At 61.5% G+C, this 16,502-nt stretch carries 16 protein-coding genes; 5 read left to right on the forward strand and 11 right to left on the reverse strand.

Translation table 11 applies throughout. The annotated features are described in order from the left end of the window. Nucleotides 1-85: 85 nt before the first annotated feature. From BMX59_RS00975 to BMX59_RS00985, 3 genes are read right to left on the reverse strand one after another with little or no spacing between them, the layout of a single operon-like run. Entirely contained in the window at nt 86-679 is a 594-nt protein-coding gene (locus tag BMX59_RS00975; protein ID WP_071488786.1) for a LysE family translocator, read from the reverse strand. A gap of 2 nt (nt 680-681) precedes the next feature. After that, entirely contained in the window at nt 682-3,747 is a 3,066-nt protein-coding gene (locus BMX59_RS00980) for an efflux RND transporter permease subunit (protein ID WP_093119349.1), read from the reverse strand. Nucleotides 3,748-3,753: 6 nt separating this feature from the next. Further along, nucleotides 3,754-4,854: an efflux RND transporter periplasmic adaptor subunit gene (locus tag BMX59_RS00985; protein WP_093119351.1), complete on the reverse strand. Its 1,101-nt coding sequence runs from the start codon at nt 4,852-4,854 to the stop codon at nt 3,754-3,756. A 93-nt stretch (nt 4,855-4,947) separates the two neighbouring features. Between BMX59_RS00985 and BMX59_RS00990 the strand changes: the two genes are divergently transcribed. After that, nucleotides 4,948-5,601, forward strand: coding sequence for a TetR/AcrR family transcriptional regulator (locus BMX59_RS00990; protein WP_093119353.1), 654 nt, complete (start codon nt 4,948-4,950; stop codon nt 5,599-5,601). Nucleotides 5,602-5,645: 44 nt separating this feature from the next. Here BMX59_RS00990 and BMX59_RS00995 read toward each other — a convergent pair whose 3' ends face one another. Then, nucleotides 5,646-6,428, reverse strand: a complete 783-nt coding sequence (locus BMX59_RS00995) for a class I SAM-dependent methyltransferase (RefSeq protein ID WP_093119355.1) — start codon at nt 6,426-6,428, stop codon at nt 5,646-5,648. A gap of 96 nt (nt 6,429-6,524) precedes the next feature. Here BMX59_RS00995 and BMX59_RS01000 point away from each other — a divergent pair, with 96 nt between their 5' ends. Continuing rightward, nucleotides 6,525-7,145, forward strand: a complete 621-nt coding sequence (locus BMX59_RS01000; protein WP_092241138.1) for an energy transducer TonB — start codon at nt 6,525-6,527, stop codon at nt 7,143-7,145. Nucleotides 7,146-7,148: 3 nt separating this feature from the next. Here BMX59_RS01000 and BMX59_RS01005 read toward each other — a convergent pair whose 3' ends face one another. The 7 genes from BMX59_RS01005 to ppc all read right to left on the reverse strand — a co-directional run bounded on the left by BMX59_RS01005 (nt 7,149) and on the right by ppc (nt 14,375). Beyond that, complete coding sequence (locus tag BMX59_RS01005) at nt 7,149-7,829, reverse strand: extensin-like domain-containing protein (protein ID WP_093120062.1); 681 nt, start codon at nt 7,827-7,829, stop codon at nt 7,149-7,151. Between the two features lie 21 nt (nt 7,830-7,850). After that, nucleotides 7,851-8,678, reverse strand: coding sequence for an isocitrate lyase/PEP mutase family protein (locus BMX59_RS01010; protein ID WP_092241134.1), 828 nt, complete (start codon nt 8,676-8,678; stop codon nt 7,851-7,853). Between the two features lie 27 nt (nt 8,679-8,705). Next, nucleotides 8,706-9,566 (reverse strand): DUF72 domain-containing protein, encoded by an 861-nt coding sequence (locus BMX59_RS01015; RefSeq protein ID WP_093119358.1) that lies wholly within the window; start codon nt 9,564-9,566, stop codon nt 8,706-8,708. Next, nucleotides 9,566-9,856, reverse strand: a complete 291-nt coding sequence (locus BMX59_RS01020; protein WP_093119360.1) for a hypothetical protein — start codon at nt 9,854-9,856, stop codon at nt 9,566-9,568. The genes BMX59_RS01015 and BMX59_RS01020 overlap by 1 nt, the downstream gene beginning before the upstream one ends. A 190-nt stretch (nt 9,857-10,046) precedes the next feature. Continuing rightward, a complete protein-coding gene (tsaB, locus tag BMX59_RS01025; protein WP_092241129.1) occupies nt 10,047-10,730 on the reverse strand; it encodes a tRNA (adenosine(37)-N6)-threonylcarbamoyltransferase complex dimerization subunit type 1 TsaB in 684 nt (227 codons plus the stop codon). Between the two features lie 90 nt (nt 10,731-10,820). After that, complete coding sequence (gene adk / locus BMX59_RS01030) at nt 10,821-11,468, reverse strand: adenylate kinase (protein ID WP_010212617.1); 648 nt, start codon at nt 11,466-11,468, stop codon at nt 10,821-10,823. A gap of 279 nt (nt 11,469-11,747) precedes the next feature. Then, entirely contained in the window at nt 11,748-14,375 is a 2,628-nt protein-coding gene (gene ppc / locus BMX59_RS01035; RefSeq protein WP_092241126.1) for a phosphoenolpyruvate carboxylase, read from the reverse strand. 184 nt (nt 14,376-14,559) lie between these two features. Here ppc and BMX59_RS01040 point away from each other — a divergent pair, with 184 nt between their 5' ends. The 3 genes from BMX59_RS01040 (at nt 14,560) to BMX59_RS01050 (ending at nt 16,428) form a co-directional block, all read left to right on the forward strand. Continuing rightward, entirely contained in the window at nt 14,560-14,904 is a 345-nt protein-coding gene (locus BMX59_RS01040) for a pilin assembly protein (protein WP_092241124.1), read from the forward strand. A 259-nt stretch (nt 14,905-15,163) separates the two neighbouring features. Beyond that, entirely contained in the window at nt 15,164-15,589 is a 426-nt protein-coding gene (locus tag BMX59_RS01045) for a DUF4398 domain-containing protein (RefSeq protein ID WP_092241122.1), read from the forward strand. Nucleotides 15,590-15,642: 53 nt separating this feature from the next. After that, on the forward strand, nt 15,643-16,428 hold the full coding sequence (locus BMX59_RS01050) for a lipotoxin F family OmpA-related lipoprotein LptF (RefSeq protein ID WP_071488772.1): 786 nt from the start codon (nt 15,643-15,645) through the stop codon (nt 16,426-16,428). The last annotated feature ends 74 nt before the right edge of the window (nt 16,429-16,502 follow it).

Consider the following 16,502-nt stretch of genomic DNA (forward strand, 5'->3'; position numbering starts at 1 on the left):
TCTCAATTTTTCGATTTCTGAGACTTGAGTACAGCAGAAAACTGCAACTATCTCAATAAACATAAAATCTGAGACGCGCGCTCCCTCAATTCACCATCGATTCCGCCAACCGCCCCACCATCAGCGTGGCAAAGCAGCCAATCGCAATAGAGGTCGCACGGTTGATCTTCAATGGCGTGAGCCAGGCCTTTTGAATTCCTTCAAAGCGGCTGCCCAGCATGATCCACCCCGCCCCCACTGGAATCACCACCAGCACCAGCGTGGCCATGAACCCGGCATAGCCGGGTAGCGTGGCAAAGGTGCCGAACGGTGCAATGAATGACACGATCAGCAATCCCTTGGGATTCATCACCGTCAGCCAGAAGAAGTACAGCCCGGAGAAACGGTCGGAACCGGGGTGGATGACACTGTTCTTACGCTGCCAAAGCTTGTAGGAGACATAGAGCAAGTAGCAGGCTGCCGCCAATTGCGTTGCCTTCAGCGCCCATGGCGAGTACGCCGACAGGTACAGCAATGCCACGCCCCATACCGAAACTTGCAGCAGGTACGCCAGGCACTCGACAAATGCCAGCCTCCACGAAGCCCGCAAGCCACACAACACACCGGCACGAAATAACAGGGTGTTGGTAGGGCCTGGGGCAAGCAACAACAACATAAGGGCTGAAACGGTGGCCAGCATGATTACGCGACGTCCTTCCTCACTCGGAACCACGCAGCATACAGGGCCGGCAAGAACAATAGTGTCAACGCCGTCGCCACTATCAACCCGCCCATGATCGCCACGGCCATCGGCCCGAAGAACACACTGCGCGACAGCGGGATCATCGCCAATACCGCCGCGAGGGCGGTCAGCACAATCGGGCGGAAGCGGCGGACGGTGGCTTCGATGATCGCTTGCCACGGTGCCAGCCCCGCCTTGATGTCCTGCTCGATCTGGTCCACCAGGATCACCGAGTTGCGCATGATCATCCCCGACAGCGCAATGGTCCCGAGCATGGCGACGAAACCGAAGGGTTGGCGGAATACCAGCAGGAACAAGGTCACCCCGATCAAGCCCAGCGGTGCCGTCAGAAACACCATCGCGGTACGCGAGAAACTGCGCAACTGCAGCATCAACAAGGTCAGCACGACCACGATAAACAGGGGCACCCCGGCTTTCACCGAGTTCTGTCCACGGGCGGAATCCTCCACCGTCCCGCCCACGTCGAGCAGGTAGCCATCCGGCAGTTCGGCCCGCACGCCTTCCAGGGTCGGCAGGATCTGCTGGACCAACGTCGCGGGCTGTTCCTTGCCGTAGATATCGGCGCGTACGGTCACCGTCGGCAAGCGGTTGCGGTGCCAGATGATGCCTTCTTCGAAACCGTATTCGAGGGTGGCAATTTGTGACAGCGCCACGCTTTTGCCATTGTCCGTCGGCACTGCCAGGCTCGGCAGCAACGAGAGTTCGGTGCGTTCGTGCACGGTGCCGCGCAGCAGGATTTCGATCAACTCGTTGTCCTCCCGGTACTGGCTGACGCTGGAACCGGTCAATGAACTCTGCAGGAATTTCGACAGGTTGGCCGTGCTCACGCCGAGGGCGCGGGCGCGGTCCTGGTCGATATTGAGGTAGACGATCTTGCTCGGTTCTTCCCAGTCCAGGTGCACGTTGACCACGTGAGGGTTTTCGCGAACCTTGGCCGCCACTTTGCGGGCGAGCGCGCGGACCTCTTCGATATGTTCGCCGGTCACACGGAACTGCACCGGGTAACCCACGGGCGGGCCGTTTTCCAGGCGGGTGACCCGTGAGCGCAGGTCGGGGAATTGTTCGTTGAGGGTTTCGATCAACCAGGTACGCAGGCTTTCGCGCTCTTCGATGGTTTTGGCCAGCACCACGAACTGGGCAAAACTGGCGGCCGGCAGTTGTTGATCCAGCGGCAGGTAGAAACGCGGCGATCCAGTACCGACATACGCCACGTAGTTGTCGATGCCGGCGTGATCCTTGAGCAGGGTTTCCAGGCGCTTGACCTGCTCGGCGGTGTTGCTCAGGGAGGCGCCTTCGGCCAGCTTCAGGTCGACCATCAGTTCCAGGCGACCGGAAGCCGGGAAGAACTGCTGCGGCACAAAACGGAATAGCGCGACCGAGCCGATAAACAGCAACAGGGTCAGGACGATCACGGTTTTGCGGCGACGCACGCACCACTCCACCAAACGCCTTACGCGCTGGTAGAACGGTGTGCCGTAGGGGTCAGGACCATCGGTGCCATGTTTGGCTGCGTGAATTTTCGCCAGGTCCGGCAGGAGCTTTTCCCCCAGGTAGGGCACAAACACTACGGCAGCCACCCACGAGGCGAGCAACGCAATGGTCACCACCTGGAAAATCGAGCGGGTGTATTCGCCGGTGCTCGACTGCGCAGTGGCAATCGGCAGGAAGCCGGCGGCGGTGATCAACGTACCGGTGAGCATCGGGAACGCGGTACTGGTCCAGGCAAAGCTGGCGGCCTTGAGCCGGTCGTAGCCCTGCTCCATTTTGATCGCCATCATCTCCACGGCGATGATCGCGTCATCCACCAGCAAGCCCAACGCCAACACCAGTGCGCCCAGGGAAATCTTGTGCAGGCCGATGCCGAGGTAATACATGGTGGCAAACGTCATCGCCAGCACCAGCGGAATCGCCAGGGCCACCACCATGCCGGTGCGCACGCCGAGAGAGAAGAAACTCACCAGCAACACGATGGCCAGCGCTTCGGCCAGTACCTGCACGAATTCGCCGACGCTGGTCTTCACCGCTGCCGGTTGGTCCGACACCTTGCGCAGCTCCATACCCGCCGGAAGGTTCTTCTGCAGGCGTGCGAATTCACCTTCCAGGGCCTTACCCAATACCAGGATGTCGCCGCCATCGCGCATCGCCACGGCCAGGCCGATGGCGTCTGCGCCCATGTAGCGCATGCGGGGTGCCGGTGGATCGTTGAACCCACGGTGGATGTCGGCCACATCACCGATGCGGAAGGTGCGGTCACCCACGCGGATCGGGAAATTGCGGATCTCTTCCACGCTCTTGAAGTTGCCCGATACACGCAGTTGCACACGTTCACTCGGGGTTTCAAAGAAGCCCGCAGTGGACACCGCATTCTGTTCCTGCAACGCCTGTTGCACCGCCGCCAAAGGCAAGCCGAGGGTGGCGAGCTTGAGGTTGGACAGCTCGATCCAGATTTTTTCATCCTGCAGGCCGAGCAACTCGACCTTGCCCACATCCGCCACGCGCTGCAGTTGGATCTGGATGCGGTCGGCGTAGTCCTTGAGCACCGCGTAGTCGAAACCGTCGCCGGTCAGGGCGTAGATATTGCCGAAGGTGGTGCCGAATTCATCGTTGAAAAACGGCCCCTGGATATCCGGCGGCAAGGTCTGGCGGATGTCGCTGATCTTCTTGCGCACCTGGTACCACAGCTCGGGGATCTGCGCCGAATGCATGGAGTCGCGGGCCATGAAGGTGACCTGGGATTCGCCGGGGCGCGAGAAGGAGACGATACGTTCGTACTCGCCGGTCTCCATGAGTTTTTTCTCGATGCGTTCGGTGACCTGCCGCGAGACTTCCTGCGCCGTTGCGCCAGGCCAGTTGGTCTTGATCACCATGGCCTTGAAGGTGAACGGCGGGTCTTCACTTTGCCCCAGCTTGGAGTAGGACAGGGTGCCGACCACTGCCAGCAGGATCATCAGGAACAGTACGATCTGGCGATTGCGCAACGCCCATTCGGAAAGATTGAAACCCATCGGGGACTACTCCTTGGCCGCCAGATTCACCACACGGTTGGAGCGGTCCACCGGGCGCACTTGCTGGCCCTCGTGAAGCACGTGCACACCGGCGGCGATCACCCAATCCGTCGGGGCCAGGCCTTCCAGGACCGGGACGGTTTTCTCACCGAAGGCACCGATGCGCACCGGCGTGCGCTTGAGCGTGTTGTCGGGCTGGACGCGCCATACGTAGGACGCACCGTTCTCCGCACTGAGGGCAGACAGCGGCACCGACAACGGAACATCGCCGTCGACCTGTATGAATACCCGTGCGCTCTGGCCCAGTTCGGCCGGGACCTTGCCGCCGGTGAACGCCACACGCGCCGCAAACGTGCGCGACTTGGGATCGGCCGCCGGTGACAGCTCGCGAATACGCCCAGTAAAACGCTGATCCGGCTGGCTCCACAACTCCACAGAGACCGGCTGGCCGATCTTGAAGCGGCCGAAACCTTGTTCCGGCAGGCTGATCAGCACTTCGCGCTCACCATCGGTCGCCAGGGTAAACACAGTTTGCCCGGCGGACACCACTTGGCCGACTTCCACCGCACGCTTGGCCACCACCCCGTCCTGAGGTGCACGCAGAACGGCATAGCCGGCCTGGTTGCTGGCCACGTCGAACTCGGCCTTGATCTGCTTGAGGCGTGCTTCACCGGATCGGTAGAGGTTTTCGGAATTGTCGTACTGGGAACGGCTGACCATCTGACGGTCCATCAGGGTCTTGTAGCGGTCGCGCTCGGCCCGCACCAGGCTCAGGTTGGCCTCAGCGGCGGCAACCTGGGCGCGGGTCGCTTCCAGTTGCAGGCGCACGTCCTGAGGGTCCAGCTCCGCCAGCGGCTGGTTGGCCTTGACCCTTTCGCCCTCCTCCACCAAACGCTTGCTGACTTTGCCACCGATGCGAAAGGCCAGGTCCGGTTCATAGCGGGCGCGCACTTCGCCGGGGTAGCTGTCCATCGATTGCGAAGAAGGCTGAGGCTGCACCACCATGGCTGGGCGGATGGTAATCTGGGCCGCTTCTTCATGGCCGCAGGCGGCCAACAGCACGACCAAACTGACAGGCAAAGCAAAGGGCAGGAAGGTGCTGCGCATGCTGTAGGACCTTTCGCAAGTAGAGCTAGGAATAATTATACTGGCGGGTATGGTATTAATACCAAACTCGCCAGTCCAGTATTAAAGGTGAAAATGTCCGACAATCCTCTGAACACCAATAGCCCCGGGCGCCCCAAGGACATGGCAAAACGCCAGGCAATCCTCGAAGCAGCGAAAATCCTGTTTTTGAGCAATGGCTACGCCAGTACCAGCATGGACGCAGTGGCACTGGAAGCCGGCGTGTCGAAACTGACCGTCTATAGCCACTTCAACGATAAAGAGACCTTGTTCACCGCCGCGGTGGTGGCCAAGTGCGAAGAACAACTGCCGGTGATGTACTTCGAGTTGCCCGAGGGCGTACCCGTACACACTGTATTGCTGAATATCGCGCGGGGGTTCCATCGGCTGATCAACAGTGAAGAGTCGGTCAACCTGCATCGTCTGATGATGACCACCGGCAACCAGGATGTGAAACTCTCACAGATCTTCTTCGAGGCCGGCCCCATGCGCATGCTGCAGGGCATGGAACGCCTGCTCGGCAAGATCGACCAGAGCGGCGCACTGAGCATCGACAAGCCATTTACGGCGGCCGAGCACTTCTTCTGCCTGCTCAAAGGCACGGCGAATTTCTGCTTGCTGTATGGCTGCGGCGGACAACTGAGCGAAGAAGCCGCCGAAGCCCATGTACAGGAGGTGGTGGGGCTGTTTATGCGGGCTTATAGGAGAGAGGCAGCGGTAAGTTGTTAGCTGCAAGCTGCAAGTTGAAAGCACTTTAGCTTGCAGCTTGTGGCTTAAGGCTTGAGTGCTTTTTTAGGGTAGATGTCATAGCGACTGGATTTGCCATCCAGCGCATGGCTCGGCTTTGGCCCGTCAATGCACGGCGCCTTGCGCGGGCGCTTGACCACCACGCGGTGGCTGGCCAGGGCCAGGGCGGCGGCCAGTAGCGCGGGGGCGTCAGGATCATCGCCAACCAGCGGCCGGAACAGGCGCATTTCCTTCTTCACCAGGGCAGTTTTCTCACGGTGCGGGAACATCGGGTCGAGGTAGATCACCTGGGGCGGCTCGCCTTCCCAGTTGCGCATCACGTCGATGGAATTGCCCTTGAGCAGCTTCATGCGCGCCACAATCGGCGCCACTTCAAAATCCTCCGCGCCGCGCGCCAGACCGTCTTCGAGCAAGGCGCCGATCAGCGGCTGGCGCTCGATCAGGCTCATCTCGCAACCCAGGCTGGCCAGTACGAAGGCGTCCTTGCCAAGGCCAGCCGTAGCGTCGAGTACCCGTGGGCGCACGCCTTGGGCGATGCCCACGGCCTTGGCGATCATCTGCCCGCTACCGCCCCCATAGAGGCGCCGATGCGCCGCGCCACCCTCGACAAAATCCACGCGCACCGGCCCCGGTGCATCAGGCCCGAGCTGTTGCAATTGCAGGCCATGCTCCCCCACTTGCAGGGAAAAGTCCGCATCCGCCTGCAGCAACGGCAAGCCAAGCCGCTGCGCCCATTGCTCGGCGCGGGCCTGGAAAAACTCGCCCAAGGCCTCGACCTGGATGCGGCTGGCCGCTGGTTGTTCGCTCATCAATCGCTACGCTCAAAAATATTAAGGATCGGCAAACAGCGGCCGATAAAAACAACAGTCAGGTATTTTGCCAGAGCTGAGCGTCGACCGAGAAAAATGTCAGACATTCTTCCCCTAACCATCGGTGTACTGCCGACCCACAACCACTACGGCCTGCGCAATACTCAAGCGCTGGCCGGGGTGAGTCATGTGTGGCAGGACTTCTTCGCCCGGGCACTGGCCGAGCAGCTCGGCGATACGCCGGACACGCTCGCCGTGCAGGCGCCAGCACCGGCGGACCCGGCGGTAGAACCCAGCGAAGGCGCCGACCTGCTGTCGCAGATCCTCACCCAGCGTGAGTGCGACGTGAAAGATACCGAGATTGCCCCGCCGGAGCCGCTGTTCCTGCCGATTGCCGAGTTCGAGACTGACTTGCTGCCACCGGCCGCCACACCGTATCCGGAAGAAGAAATCGTCGCGCAGCAACGCCAGCAGAATTTCGAAAGCGGCTGGGTCCGCCCCATCGTGCTGACGGCCGGCCAGCCGCTGCCGGAACCGGGCCCAGCCCCGGAGCCGCGCCCTCTGCACCTGCCCATCGCAGAATTCGAACTGGACCTGCTGCCTCCACCTGCCACGCCATTCCCGGAAGAAGAGCTGGTCGCGCAACAAAAGGCCCTGGATTTCGATTACTACTGGGCTCGCCCACTGGTCACCCAGAACCTGCGCCTGGCCGCCTGAGTCTCAGCGACACACCCACCAACGCCCCATATCCAGGTGGAAGTGGTTGCGGTGCGCGGCGTTGTAGTCAGGGCTCAGCACGACATTGAAATCATCACAGGCACTGTCGCGGACCTGACGCAGGAACCGCGCCTTATCGCCCTCCCCCGGCCAGTCCTTGAGCACGCTGATGCTGCGCCCATCCGCCAGGCGAAAGCCGGCAATATCCAGCGCATTGGCCGACGCATGCTGGCTGAGTCGCCCTTCGGCACGGTTATACATATTGCGACAGGCAAAGCTGCCCAGGTGATCGACCCGCGTCACTGCCTGGCCGAATACCGACTGGGCCGCCGGTTGCAAGCTGTGACGCTCAAACAGGGCGAACGCCACCGCCAGTGGGCAACTGGCGAGAAAACTGCTGCTCAGCCCCACCGCCGAACCCTGTACGCGCAAGGTATTGCGCAGGGGGCAAGCGGCATCTGCCGGCGAGTCCGCCTGATGACTGACGCGCAGGCCCGAGGTTTCCAGCACCTGGTCGCACAATGCCGGATCATCCTGCAGACGACCCAATTTGTAGCGGGTCAACACGTTAGGGGTCGCCCGCACGTCCAGCGGCGCCCATGGGTTCCAATCGGCCGGCAGTGGGACCCATCCACGCCAGACACCCACGGCAACGGCACCCGCAAGGATCAGCAGCGTGCCCATGACTTTGAAAAAACGCACCGCCTAGCCCTTGAAGAACTGGTTGGCCTGGCTGAACGGCATCTTGCGCTCGGTAAAGGTGAACGTGCCCCGTTCATAGATTTCCTGGGCTGCGCGATAGAACTCACCATAGGCGGCCAACGCCAGCGCCGAGCCGACGCTGATCCGCCGCACGCCCATCTCGCTCAACTGCGCAACGCTCAGGTTCAAGCCGCCGGACATCAACACATTCACCGGCTTGGGCGCCACGGCCTTGACCACCGCCAGCACTTCCTCGGCACTGCGCAGGGCCGGCGCATACAGCACGTCGGCACCGGCTTCGGCGTAGGCTTGCAGACGGCGGATGGTGTCGGGCAAATCCAGGCGGCCATGCAGGAGGTTTTCCGCACGGGCCGTCAGGGTGAAGGCAAAAGGCAGGCTGCGGGCGGCGGCGACGGCGGCTTCCACACGCTCGACCGAAAGTTCGAAGGGATAGATCGGGTCGGCGGCAATGCCCGTGGCGTCCTCGATAGAGCCGCCGACAATGCCGACTCCCGCTGCGCGCAGGATGGTCTGGGCGCAGCCTTCAGGGGTGTCGCTGAAGCCGTTTTCCAGGTCGGCGGCCACTGGCAACGGGGTGGCGTTGGCGATCATACCGGCATTGACCAACGTGTCCTCCAGGGACAACGCGCCTTCCGCATCCGGTCGCCCCAGGCTGAACGCGTAGCCTGCACTGGTGGTGGCCAGCGCTTCGAAACCCAGGCTGGCCAACATTACAGCGGAGCCCGCATCCCACGGGTTGGGCATCACGAATGCGCGGTCGCGCTCATGCAAGGCCTTGAAGGTTTCGGCGCGAAGGGTTTGGGCATCCATGTCAGGCTCCTGGCGGAAAAAGGAGCCCTAGAGTAACCCCAGTTGCTCCACGGCGGGGGCACGATCCAGCACGGGCAGGGGCTGCAGGCCTGGTAGGCGCGCCATCAGTTGATCGTGGAAACGCAGGGCCAGTTGCGCGGCCAGGCGGTTATCCGAGGTATGCAGGAACACGTAGGGGGTGCGCCCTTCTTCGATCCAGCCCGCGACTTTTTCCACCCATGGCATCAGGAACGAATCGTTGGCCTCCAATTCGGGATGGCCAATAAAGCGTACCTGGGGAAACTGCGTCAGCGCCGCCGGGCGGGGTGGCACCTTGGGCTTTTTGGATTGGGCGTGCAGCACGGCGGCCGAGGTGGACGTGCAACTGAACAACGCACGCGGATCCAGGCAGATGCGCTCCACGCCGCGGTCACGCAACAAACGGTTAAGCATGCGCTCGGCATCCCCCTTGGCGAAGAATTCCAGGTGGCGCACTTCCACCGCCATCGGCCGCTCCAGGCCATCGATAAAGCCTGCCAACTCCCCCAGGCGCTGCGGGGTGAAAGACGCGGGCAGTTGCAACCACAGCGGCGATACCCGCTCACCCAACGGGCTCATCAAGCCCACGAAGCTTTCCGCTGCCGGTAGCTGCTCGATCAGGTTGCCACTGTGGCTGATATCACCGGGAAATTTGGCGGTGAAGCGAAAGTCCTCAGGCATGATTTCGGCCCAGCGCTGCAGGGTGGCGGCGGAGGGGCGAGCGTAAAACGTGGTGTTGCCTTCAACGGCGTTGAAGACCTGGGAGTACAGCGCGAGGTAATCGCTGGAACGGGCATCGGCGGGGTACAGGTACTCGCGCCAGGCATTTTCACTCCAGGACGGGCAACCGAGGTAGTAAGGCAGACGCATCAGATATGGATGTCGAGGCCCAGCACTTCCATATCCCATTCGACAAAGCCGGCGGTGGTCAGGTAGCTGGCCAGGGCGGTGGCGACGCTTTTGCTCATGGAGCGCGGGAAGACCATGTCTTGCTGACGGGCGGGAAGACCGCTGATACGGGCTTGGGCGTTGGCTTGCGCATCGGCTTGGACTTCGATGAAGTCCGGCGAATCCTCGACCGACTCATCCACCTTGACGTTCGCCTTACGCGGCTTGCGCTTGATTGGGTAAGACTGTGAGGAAAAGCCATCAATACGCATGGGCGCGAACTCGCTATCAGTAATGGCATTTTGGCAGCACTGTCCGTAGTGCGCAAATGCTCTGGTGATAACTAGAACACATAATTTGAAAAAGGTTTAAAACCCAGGGAAAATTCTGACGATTGGTGCAAGTTTGGGGGATTTTAGCGCTGCTTCGCAGCCCAATGCGGGGCAAGCCCGCTCGCCACAATTAAAGGCCGCGCTCTGCCTTGGTCTGCGCCACTTTATCGCGCAGATAGACCGGCGCCGCCTGGTCGGCCGGAATCGCCTCGCCACGCGCAAAAGCAAAACGTGCCAATGTCAGCAAGTCCTCGGCATGAGGCAACATCGCCGCGTCCTGGCCCACCAACGGCACAGCGAGGCGCTCGCCATACCCCCAACCAGTACCAGCCCCGAACCAATCGCCGCTGGCGTCGGCTGGCAATTGCGATGACTCCGGCGGTTGCACGGCTTCCACGCCGACCAGACGCATCTCGCCCGCCGTTTCGCGGTAGCAACCCCAATAGACTTCATCCATGCGCGCATCGATAGCCGCCGCCACCTGATGCGCGCCATGTTCACGCAAGGCGCGCTGGGCCAGCACGGCCAGGTTGGACACCGGCAACACCGGACGCTCCAGCGCAAACGCCAGGCCCTGCACCACGCCAATGGCGATACGCACACCCGTGAATGCACCCGGTCCGCGACCGAAGGCGATGGCATCGACCGCAGCCAGAGTGGTGCCGGCGTCTTCCAGCAGTTGCTTGATCATCGGCAACAGCTTCTGCGCGTGCAGGCGCGGGATCACCTCGTAGTGGCTCGTTACCTTGCCATCGTGCAGCAAGGCAACGGAGCAAGCTTCAGTCGCGGTGTCCAGGGCCAGCAGGGTGCTCATCGGTGTAGGTGTCCAAGTCGAAAAAAAGTGCGCCAGTATAAACAACAACGGCCCGCAAGCGGGCCGTTATCCATGAAGCCGGTCGAGGGATCAGCTCAGTGCTTGCAGCACTTTGGCGGTGATCGCCTCAACCGAGCCGACGCCAGGAATGTGGCTGTACTTCGGCTTGCCTTGGGCGGCGGACAGCTTCTGGTAGAAGTCCACCAGCGGCTTGGTCTGGGAATGGTAGACCGACAGGCGATGACGCACGGTTTCTTCGGTGTCGTCTTTGCGCTGCACCAGGTCTTCGCCGGTGACGTCGTCCTTGCCTTCCACCTTTGGCGGATTGTAGACGGTGTGATACACGCGCCCCGAGGCTTCGTGGACGCGACGACCGGCGATACGCTGGACGATTTCTTCGTCTTCAACCGCGATTTCGACCACGGCATCCAGCTCGACGCCGGCCTTCACCAGGGCCTCAGCCTGGGGAATGGTGCGCGGGAAGCCGTCGAACAGGAAACCGTTCTTGCAGTCTTCCTGGCTGATGCGTTCCTTGACCAGGTTGATGATCAAGTCATCGGAAACCAGGCCACCGCTGTCCATCACGCTCTTGGCGATCAGGCCCAGCTCGGTGCCGGCCTTGACGGCCGCGCGCAGCATGTCGCCGGTGGAGATTTGTGGAATGCCGAATTTTTCAGTGATGAACTTTGCCTGAGTACCTTTACCGGCCCCGGGAGCTCCCAGCAGAATGACGCGCATTGATGTGCTCCTCAATTTTTTATAGAGATGACGCTCGGATTCGCCGCGGCGGGCCAATCGCGTAAAAATAGAATTCGGGCCGCCCAAACGGCCAAAGGCTGATCAAGATACACAGCAGGCCTTAAGCACACAAGCCGCCAAAAGTCGCAGGAACCCGTGCAGCGCTTACGTCATAGGTAGGGTGTGCCTGGGTGCAACCCGACGCCATAAACGCCGACCGCCCTTTTCAGGGCGGCCGCCGTGGTTTATCTGCAAGCCGTTGAGAACATGCAAAAAACCTTAGCCGGTATTACGCAAACCGGCGGCAATACCGGCCACGGAGACCAGCAGCGCCTGTTCCAGAGGGCTGTCCTGTGCCGCTTCCTGCTGGCGCGAACGCGCCAGCAACTCGGCCTGCAACAGGTGCAGCGGGTCGAGGTAGGTGTTGCGCAGGCGGATGAACTCCAGGGTGTCCGGGCTATGGGCCAGCAGCTGCGACTGGCCAGTCAGGCCAAGCACCACCTTGCAGGCCTGCGACAATAGGTCGCGCAAATGCGCACCCAGTGGCAACAGGTCCGGCTGCACCAGGCGCTCGTCATACAGACGGGCGATGTCGGCATCGGCCTTGGCCAGCACCATTTCCAGCATGTCGATGCGGGTGCGGAAGAACGGCCACTGCTCACGCATCTGCCCCAGCAAGTCGCCTTCACCACGTTCCAGGGCCTTGCTCAGCGCCGCTTCCCAGCCCAGCCAGGCCGGTAGCATAAGACGGGTCTGGGTCCAGCCGAAGATCCACGGAATCGCACGCAGGCTTTCAATCCCGCCCGCACGGCGCTTGGCCGGGCGGCTGCCCAACGGCAAACGGCCCAGCTCTTGTTCCGGCGTGGACTGGCGGAAATACTCGACGAACTGCGGATTCTCGCGCACCACGGCGCGGTAAGCGCTGACACCGTCTGCCGCCAATTCGTCCATCAAATGGCGCCAGGCCGGTTCGGGCGGCGGCGGTGGCAACAGGGTCGCCTCCAACACGGCGGCCAGGTAAAGGTTGAGGTTCTGCTCGGCAATATCCGGCAGGCCGAACTTGAAGCGGATCATCTCGCCCTGTTCGGTGGTACGGAAGCGCCCCGCCACCGACCCAGGCGGCTGCGACAGGATCGCCGCGTGGGCCGGGCCGCCGCCACGCCCCACGGTGCCACCACGCCCGTGGAACAACAGCAGTTCCACTTGCTGTTCACGGCAGATATCCACCAGGCGTTCCTGCGCCCGGTACTGCGCCCAGGCAGCGGCAGTGGTGCCGGCGTCCTTGGCCGAATCCGAGTAGCCGATCATCACTTCCTGCGGGCCTTGCAGCCGCGCGCGGTAGCCCGGCAGCAGCAACAGTTGCTCGATCACCGGGCCGGCGTTATCCAGGTCGGCCAGGGTTTCGAACAGCGGCACCACGCGCATCGGCCGTTGCACGCCTGACTCTTTAAGCAGCAACTGCACCGCCAGCACGTCCGACGCAGCGCCGGCCATGGAGATGACATACGAGCCCAGGGACGCCGCCGGGGCCGCGGCGATTTCCTTGCAGGTGTTGAGCACCTCGGCGGTATCCGCCGACGGTTTGAAATAACCCGGCAGCAACGGTCGACGGTTGGCCAGTTCCTTCATCAGGAAGCTGATGCGCATCTCTTCGTTCCAGTCCTCGTAGCGACCGAGACCAAGATAATCGGTGATTTCGGTCATGGCCGCGCAATGGCGACTGGAATCCTGGCGCACATCCAACCGCACCAGGAACAGGCCGAAAGTCACCGCCCGCCGCAGGCAATCGAGCAACGGCCCATCAGCGATCACGCCCATGCCGCATTCGTGCAGCGACTGGTAGCACAGCTCCAGCGGCTCCAGCAGGTCGCGGTTGTTCTGCAATACCTCGGCAGGCGCTGGCGTGCTGCTGCTCAACGCCGTATGCGCCCATTGGCGCGTGGCACGCAGGCGTTCACGCAGTTGCTTGAGCAAGGCACGATAGGGTTCGACGCTGTCGCCGACCCTGGCCTGCAACGCCGGGCTGGCGCGCTGCATCGACAGCTCGGAGGCCAGGTGATCGATATCGCGCAGGTACAGATCCGCAGCCATCCAGCGCGCCAGCAGCAACACTTCGCGGGTGACCGGTGCAGTGACATTCGGGTTGCCGTCACGATCGCCGCCCATCCAGGACGCAAAGCGGATCGGCGCCGCTTCCAGCGGCAATCGCAGGCCTGTGGCGGCGTGCAGGGCCTGGTCGGCCTTGCGCAGGTAATTGGGAATAGCGTGCCACAGCGAATGCTCGATCACCGCGAACCCCCACTTGGCTTCGTCTACCGGCGTGGGCCGGGTGCGGCGGATTTCTTCGGTGTGCCAGGCCTCGGCGATCAAGCGTTGCAGGCGCTGGCGGATCTGCTCACGCTCGGCCGTGGTGAGGTCGCGGTGATCCTGCAGTGCCAATTGGGCGGCGATGGCATCGTATTTCTGGATCAGGGTGCGGCGCGCCACTTCGGTGGGGTGGGCGGTGAGGACCAGTTCGATCTCCAGGCGCCCCAACTGGCGGGCCAGGGATTCGTTGCTGTGGCCTTCGGCTTGCAGGCGCGCCAGCAACTCAGGCAATACGCGGGATTCGAAGGGTGCCGGTTGCGACTCATCGCGTCGATGAATCAGCTGATACTGCTCGGCAATGTTGGCCAGGTTGAGGAACTGGTTGAAGGCACGGGCGACCGGTAGCAGCTCATCTTCCTGCAACTGGTTGAGGCTGGTGCTCAGTTCATCGCCTGCGCCACGGCGGTCGGCCTTGGCGCCCTTGCGGATCTGCTCGATCTTGTCGAGGAAATCATCGCCGTATTGCTCTCGAATGGTGTTGCCCAACAGTTCACCCAGCAGGTGAACATCCTCACGCAAGCGTGCATCGATATCACTCATCAGCCAATCTCCAGCCAGAAATCCGGGACGCGCAGGTTTGCCAGAGTGCCGCCAGCGCTCATTTATGACAAGACTTTAAACCTTGCGAGTTGCAGCTAGTCTCAACACTAAGTCGCCGCGTTTATCCGCGCGAGCGGCGGGTCACTCATCACCGCCTGCTATCGCAGGCTTTACTGAGGTTGCCATGAAAATCCGAGAACTGGCCCAGCATTGGGAAGAGAACGCCAAGGGTCGCCTGACCAAGACCGAGTACGCCATCCATCTGGATGTGGAAGCTGCGGCACGCCTGGCAGCGATCGCCGAGATGTACCCCAAGCGCAGCACCGAAGAACTGCTCGGCGAACTGATCGGCGCCGCACTGGAAGAGCTGGAAGCCAGCTTTCCGTATATCAAGGGGCAGCAGGTGATCGCGACTGATGAAGAGGGCGACCCGCTGTACGAAGATGTCGGCCCTACTCCGCGCTTTCTGACACTGTCGCGTCGCTATCTGCATGACTTGTCAGCAAGCAGCGACAAACCGAACCACTGAAACCCCTTGTACGCCGGACTCTTTATGGGTCCGACGTACCGCTGCGCAACGCAGAAGTTCCAAGTTTTTTCGCTGACCGAACAGTCAGATATTTTTTTAGGCAAATCGCCATCTTCTCTGAACTTTTGAAAAAAGCCTCCGGTCACAGCCAGTAAGCCATCACTTGGAACGGCCGTTTTAAAGGGCTTTTTGTACATCACCCTGAAGCCCCGGCCGAGTACCAGTGACATGGATTTTGATGTTTTTCAGGAGTTATCCAATGGAGTTGAAGACGATGAAGACCAGCACTGCCAAATCCTCGTTTAACCACCTGCGCGGGCTCAAATTGGCCGCGCTGGCAATCGGCACCAGCTTCGTTCTGGCGGGCTGCGCCGGCAACCCTCCGACCGAGCAGTACGCGGTGACCCAGTCCGCAGTCAACAGCGCAGTCAGCGCTGGCGGCACTGAGTTTGCGGCTGTGGAAATGAAGTCGGCTCAGGACAAGCTCAAAGAAGCTGAAATCGCCATGCACGACAAGAACTACGACAAAGCTCGCCAGTTGGCTGAACAAGCCGAGTGGGACGCTCGCGTCGCAGAGCGCAAGGCCCAGGCTGCCAAGGCTCAACAGGCTGTGAAGGATTCCCAGAAGGCTGTTGACGAACTGCGTAGGGAAGGCATGCGTCCGGCTGCTATCCAGCCGAAGTAAGACGCCCCTTGACTGCTTCGCACTTGATATCGAATTGAAAGGACGACACGACTATGCGTAAACAATTGATGATCCCTGCCCTGCTGGCGATGAGCGTTGCCCTGGCGGCCTGCTCCACCCCGCCTAACGCGAACCTGGAAAACGCACGGACCAACTTCTCTTCCCTGCAGACCAACCCGCAGGCCACCAAGCTCGCGGCGCTGGAGACCAAAGACGCCAGCGAATGGCTGGACAAGGCAGACAAGGCCTACCGCGACAAGGAAGACGAGAAGAAAGTTGACCAACTCGCCTACCTGACCAACCAGCGCGTTGAAGTGGCCAAAGACACCATCGTGCTGCGCGAATCCGAAGCCAAGCTGAAAAATGCCGGTGACGAACGCGCCCGCGCCCTGCTGGAAGCCCGTGACGCGCAGATCAAGCAACTGCAAGACAGCTTGAACGCCAAGCAGACCGATCGTGGCACCCTGGTGACCTTCGGTGACGTGCTGTTCGCCACCAACAAGTCCGACCTGAAATCCAGCGGCCTGGTGAACATCACCAAGCTGGCGCAGTTCCTGCGCGATAACCCGGACCGTAAAGTGATCGTCGAAGGCTACACCGACAGCACCGGTTCCGATGCGTACAACCAGAGCCTGTCGGAGCGTCGTGCGGCCTCCGTACAACGCGCACTGGCGCAACAGGGCGTGGATATCTCGCGCATCGTGACCCAGGGTTATGGCAAAGAATACCCGGTTGCCGATAACGGCAGCGTTTCCGGTCGTGCCATGAACCGCCGCGTTGAAGTAACCATCTCCAACGACAACCAGCCGGTCAAGCCACGGTCTTCCGTCGCCAACTGATGCTGGATGCCCTAAAAGCCCCGTCTATATAGACGGGGCTTTTTAATTTCTTGTGTATTTGAAAGGCACTGAGA

The sequence above is a fragment of the Pseudomonas sp. NFR09 genome (assembly GCF_900111535.1).
In the GTDB taxonomy this organism is placed as follows: Bacteria; Pseudomonadota; Gammaproteobacteria; order Pseudomonadales; family Pseudomonadaceae; genus Aquipseudomonas; species Aquipseudomonas extremorientalis.

Excerpts from the sequence above, each read along its gene's own strand:
- BMX59_RS00975 (WP_071488786.1), bottom strand. The coding sequence starts at position 679 with ATGCTGGCCACCGTTTCAGCCCTTATGTTGTTGTTGCTTGCCCCAGGC.
- BMX59_RS00980 (WP_093119349.1), bottom strand. The coding sequence starts at position 3,747 with ATGGGTTTCAATCTTTCCGAATGGGCGTTGCGCAATCGCCAGATCGTA.
- BMX59_RS00985 (WP_093119351.1), bottom strand. The coding sequence starts at position 4,854 with ATGCGCAGCACCTTCCTGCCCTTTGCTTTGCCTGTCAGTTTGGTCGTG.
- BMX59_RS00990 (WP_093119353.1), top strand. The coding sequence starts at position 4,948 with ATGTCCGACAATCCTCTGAACACCAATAGCCCCGGGCGCCCCAAGGAC.
- BMX59_RS00995 (WP_093119355.1), bottom strand. The coding sequence starts at position 6,428 with ATGAGCGAACAACCAGCGGCCAGCCGCATCCAGGTCGAGGCCTTGGGC.
- BMX59_RS01000 (WP_092241138.1), top strand. The coding sequence starts at position 6,525 with ATGTCAGACATTCTTCCCCTAACCATCGGTGTACTGCCGACCCACAAC.
- BMX59_RS01005 (WP_093120062.1), bottom strand. The coding sequence starts at position 7,829 with ATGGGCACGCTGCTGATCCTTGCGGGTGCCGTTGCCGTGGGTGTCTGG.
- BMX59_RS01010 (WP_092241134.1), bottom strand. The coding sequence starts at position 8,678 with ATGGATGCCCAAACCCTTCGCGCCGAAACCTTCAAGGCCTTGCATGAG.
- BMX59_RS01015 (WP_093119358.1), bottom strand. The coding sequence starts at position 9,566 with ATGCGTCTGCCTTACTACCTCGGTTGCCCGTCCTGGAGTGAAAATGCC.
- BMX59_RS01020 (WP_093119360.1), bottom strand. The coding sequence starts at position 9,856 with ATGCGTATTGATGGCTTTTCCTCACAGTCTTACCCAATCAAGCGCAAG.
- tsaB (WP_092241129.1), bottom strand. The coding sequence starts at position 10,730 with ATGAGCACCCTGCTGGCCCTGGACACCGCGACTGAAGCTTGCTCCGTT.
- adk (WP_010212617.1), bottom strand. The coding sequence starts at position 11,468 with ATGCGCGTCATTCTGCTGGGAGCTCCCGGGGCCGGTAAAGGTACTCAG.
- ppc (WP_092241126.1), bottom strand. The coding sequence starts at position 14,375 with ATGAGTGATATCGATGCACGCTTGCGTGAGGATGTTCACCTGCTGGGT.
- BMX59_RS01040 (WP_092241124.1), top strand. The coding sequence starts at position 14,560 with ATGAAAATCCGAGAACTGGCCCAGCATTGGGAAGAGAACGCCAAGGGT.
- BMX59_RS01045 (WP_092241122.1), top strand. The coding sequence starts at position 15,164 with ATGGAGTTGAAGACGATGAAGACCAGCACTGCCAAATCCTCGTTTAAC.
- BMX59_RS01050 (WP_071488772.1), top strand. The coding sequence starts at position 15,643 with ATGCGTAAACAATTGATGATCCCTGCCCTGCTGGCGATGAGCGTTGCC.